The sequence below is a fragment of the Clostridium sp. ZBS2 genome (genome assembly GCF_023845855.1).
GTDB classification, from domain to species: domain Bacteria; phylum Bacillota; class Clostridia; order Clostridiales; family Clostridiaceae; genus Clostridium; species Clostridium aquiflavi.
The window spans coordinates 1-4,336 of record NZ_JAMQIF010000055.1; the positions used below are offsets into that span (position 1 = coordinate 1).

Consider the following 4,336-nt stretch of genomic DNA (forward strand, 5'->3'; position numbering starts at 1 on the left):
AATTAGAGTGGAACCGCGGATACAACTTCGTCTCTATATTTTTATAGAAGACGAAGTTTTTTTATTTTATATAAAATATTTGTAAATATTAAAAATCAAACTTAAAGGTTATAATAAAATATTAGTTAAGAATTGAGAGGATAAAATGGAGAGCTAAGTACTTTCAACCAATAACTCATAACTCTTATTTTTTCACTAATTTAACTAACAAAGTGTGGCATAGCACGTTTTTTAAGAAGTATATAAATTTTAAAAGATAAGTATTAAGGAGGAAAAAAGATGATTTATAATGGAATACTAGAATTAATAGGAAAAACACCAATTTTAAAATTAAACAATTTAGTTAATGATGATAATATGGCAGAGGTTTATGTTAAACTAGAAAAATTTAATCCAGGTGGAAGTGTTAAAGATAGAGCAGCACTTGGTATGATAGAAAAAGCTGAAAAGGAAGGACTATTAAAAAAAGGCTCAACAATAGTTGAACCTACAAGCGGAAATACAGGTATAGCACTTGCTTTAATAGGAAAATTAAAGGGATATAAAGTTATAATAGTTATGCCTGAAACAATGAGTAAGGAAAGAAGAGATTTAATTAAGGCATATGGGGCAGAATTAATATTAACAGATGGAAGTAAAGGTATGAAAGGTGCTATTGAAAAAGCACTAGAAATTGGTGTTGGAGATGAGTATTTTATTCCTCAACAATTTGAGAATATAGCTAATCCAGAAAAACACTATGAAACAACAGCAGAAGAAATTCATAAAGATATACCGGATTTAGATGCAATTGTTGCTGGTGTTGGAACTGGTGGAACATTAGTTGGAATATCAAAAAGCTTAAAAACTAAAAATCCGCAAATCAAAGCAGTGGCAGTAGAGCCATTTTCATCACCAGTATTAAGTGGAGGAAAACCAGGAGCTCACAAAATACAGGGTATAGGAGCAGGATTTATACCTGGAATATATGATGAAAAATATATAGATGAAATCTTAAAAGTAAAAGATGAGGATGCGTTAAAAGTTGCTAAGAATGTTGCACAAACAGAAGGTGTTTTAGTAGGAATATCAGCTGGAGCTGCTATATACGGAGCTATTGAAATAGCTCAAAAACTAGGAAAAGGAAAGAAAGTATTAGCCATTGCACCAGATGGAGGAGAAAAATATATATCAATGGGTATATACGATTAATTTAGATTATCTTTTGATATATGCATAAGANNCATATATCAAAACTATATTAGAATATAAACTAAATTTAAATTCTATTGAATTTTATTGAAGAAGGAGAATGGAATTGTGTTTAAAAATTTAAATTATGATTTGGAAAGGGTTTTAATAAATGATCCGGCTGCTAAAAGTAAGGTAGAAGTATTACTTTTATATCCATGTATTCATGCTCTTATATCTTATAGAGTTTCACATTTTTTATATAAGCACAAGTTTTTCTTTTTAGCTAGATTTATTTCTCAATTAGCACGATTTCTTACTGGAATAGAAATTCACCCAGGCGCAACTATAGGAAAAGGGCTATTTATAGATCATGGAATGGGAGTTGTAATTGGAGAAACTGCTGAAATTGGTAATGATGTTATTTTATATCATGGAGTAACTCTTGGTGGAACTGGTAAAGATAAAGGTAAGAGACATCCAACAGTAGGAAATAATGTTCTTATAGGGGCAGGAGCAAAAGTTTTGGGGCCAATTAATATTGGAGACAATGCTAAAATAGGTTCTAATGCCGTTGTATTGCATGATGTTCCACAGGGGGCAACAACAGTAGGAGTTTCTGCTAGAAATATTATTAGAACTAAGGCTTCTATAATTGAAATAGAAGATTTAAAAGGAAGAAAGAAAAAAATTTATAACGAAATGATAATTTAGAGGAATATACGATGGGAGTAAAAGATCAAATAATTAAAACCTGTTCTTCTTTAGGTATAGATTCAATAGGTTTTATAAAGTGTAGGAAATTTGATGAACTAAAGAACTTTTATAAAAATAGAAAAGATTTAAATTTACAAAATGAATTTGAAGAGGATGATATAGATAAAAGAATAAATCCAATTCAATATTTAGAAGAGGGGAAAACTATAATTTCTATAGCTTTCCCTTATTTGACTTCTGAGTCAAATAATAATAATGGTTTTTCTGTATACACAAAGGGGAAGGATTATCACTATGTAGTAAATAAATACTTAAAAATTATTTGTGAAATAATAGAATCTAATGGGGGCATTGCTAAAAGTTTTGTTGATAGCAATTCGTTACCTGAAAGATATATAGCTTATTTGGGTGGAGTTGGATTTGTTGGGAAAAATAATTTACTTATAAATAAGAAATATGGGTCATATATTTTTTTAGGTGAGATAATAACTGATTTAGAGATTTATGATGAGGATAAAGGTACATTTGAAGAGATGAATTTATTTAAAGAATGTGGTAAATGTGAAGAGTGCTACGCAGCATGTCCAACGAAAGCCATTAATTCTAACAAAAAAAATTGTAACATATGTTTATCTTATATTACTCAAAAAAAAGATTTAGCTGATTGGGAAATAGAAAAATTACAAGGAAGAATGTTTGGTTGTGATACATGTCAATTGGTATGTCCTTATAATATAGAAAAAGAATTGTCTAGAATACCTGAATTTTTACCATTTGATTTTATGGTTAAGGATAATGAGGAGTTTATTATTAATATGGAAAATGGACAGTTTAAAGAGAGTTTTAAGAATACATCTTGTGGATGGAGAGGAAAAAATATCTTAAAAAGAAATGCCTTGATCAGAAGTAAAATGTATTTAAAAAATAATAATTTAAACCAAAATCAAAAGTTTGAATCACCATATTTAAATGAGTATATAAATAGACTTTTCCAAAAAACTAGAATATAATTATTATATAAAGAGATATAGAGATTAGAGCGGGAGTGAGAAATATGCTATCACCAACTATAGTAAAAATATTAGAAATGTTACCAGAAAGTTTTCTTGTGAATTTTGGTAAAATGAAAATTGCGAATTATATAAAAAAATATGCAAACATAACCTTAAAAGGAATTGAAAATATAGATAAAGTTAAAAAACCTAGAATTTTTATATGTAATCATTTAAGTAATGCAGATGGATTAGTGTTAGATCGAATATTAAGACAAAAAAGTGATCCATATTTTATTGCAGGTGCTAAGTTAAGTGATGATCTTATAACTAGAATAGGAACAAAGGTTATAAAAAATATTCCTATAAAGCCTAATTCACCAGACAAAGATGCTATAACAAGAATTGTTAAGACTCTTAGAGCTGGGAATGATATTTTAATTTTTCCAGAAGGAACTAGAAGTAGAACTGGTGCTATGATTGAAGGTAAAAAAGGAATATTATTAATGGCAAGAATGTCAAAAGCAGAAATAATTCCTATTGGGATGTGTGGAACAGAAAAGCTTCTTCCAATAAGTGAAAGTGGTGACATGGGTGGAGAAAACTGGCGAAATGCAGATGTTAATATAAATATAGGACAAAAAATAGAACTTCCAAAGAAAAATGAAAATGAAGATAAACATGAATATGATGATAGATGTCTCCATATATTAATGAAGAGTATAGCAAACTTATTACCTGAAGAATACAGGGGAGTTTATAAATAAGAGGAGATTATAAATAATATGAAAGTAAGGACACAAAAGATTTTAGATATTCTAAAAGAAACTTACCCAGATGCTAAATGTGAATTAAATTATGAAACACCTTTTCAGTTGTTAGTAGCTACAATTTTATCAGCACAAACTACTGATAAAAAGGTTAATGAAGTTACACAAACTTTATTTAAAGATTATCCTGACTTAGACTCTTTTTTAAATATAACAAATGAAGAGTTGGAGCAAAGAATAAAACAAATAGGGTTATATCGTAACAAGTCTAAAAATTTAATACTTATGTTTAGACAATTAAAAGAAAATTTTAATGGGGAAGTTCCAAGAACCATGGAAGGGATAACTTCGCTTGCAGGAGCAGGTAGAAAGACTGCAAATGTAGTTTTATCAAATGCTTTTAAAGTGCCGTCAATAGCTGTAGATACGCATGTTTTTAGAGTGTCAAATAGACTAGGTCTTGCAAGTTCTGAAAATGTATTAGAAGTTGAAATGCAGTTACAAAAAGAGTTACCTAAAAGTGAGTGGTCGTTAACTCATCATTTGCTAATATTTCATGGAAGAAGATGTTGCACATCTAGGAATCCTAAATGCAAGGAATGTCCATTAAATAATGTATGTAAATATGATAATATTAAATAATCTCTGTTTCAGCAAAGTTTTTATGTATGCATAAGTAAAGTGGAC

The 4,336-nt window shown here is 28.9% G+C and carries 5 protein-coding genes; all 5 read left to right on the forward strand.

Going from position 1 to position 4,336, the window contains the following annotated elements:
- Window positions 1–279: 279 nt before the first annotated feature.
- The 5 genes from cysK to nth all read left to right on the forward strand — a co-directional run bounded on the left by cysK (window position 280) and on the right by nth (window position 4,291).
- Entirely contained in the window at window positions 280–1,191 is a 912-nt protein-coding gene (gene cysK / locus NG918_RS16530; protein WP_252227140.1) for a cysteine synthase A, read from the forward strand.
- A gap of 108 nt (window positions 1,192–1,299) precedes the next feature.
- Entirely contained in the window at window positions 1,300–1,884 is a 585-nt protein-coding gene (gene epsC, locus NG918_RS16535; protein WP_252211928.1) for a serine O-acetyltransferase EpsC, read from the forward strand.
- A gap of 11 nt (window positions 1,885–1,895) precedes the next feature.
- The gene (gene queG, locus NG918_RS16540; protein ID WP_252211929.1) at window positions 1,896–2,897 is read left to right on the forward strand and encodes a tRNA epoxyqueuosine(34) reductase QueG; all 1,002 of its coding nucleotides are present in this window, start codon (window positions 1,896–1,898) and stop codon (window positions 2,895–2,897) included.
- A gap of 44 nt (window positions 2,898–2,941) precedes the next feature.
- A complete protein-coding gene (locus tag NG918_RS16545) occupies window positions 2,942–3,646 on the forward strand; it encodes a lysophospholipid acyltransferase family protein (RefSeq protein ID WP_252211931.1) in 705 nt (234 codons plus the stop codon).
- 18 nt (window positions 3,647–3,664) lie between these two features.
- Complete coding sequence (gene nth / locus NG918_RS16550; protein ID WP_252227142.1) at window positions 3,665–4,291, forward strand: endonuclease III; 627 nt, start codon at window positions 3,665–3,667, stop codon at window positions 4,289–4,291.
- The last annotated feature ends 45 nt before the right edge of the window (window positions 4,292–4,336 follow it).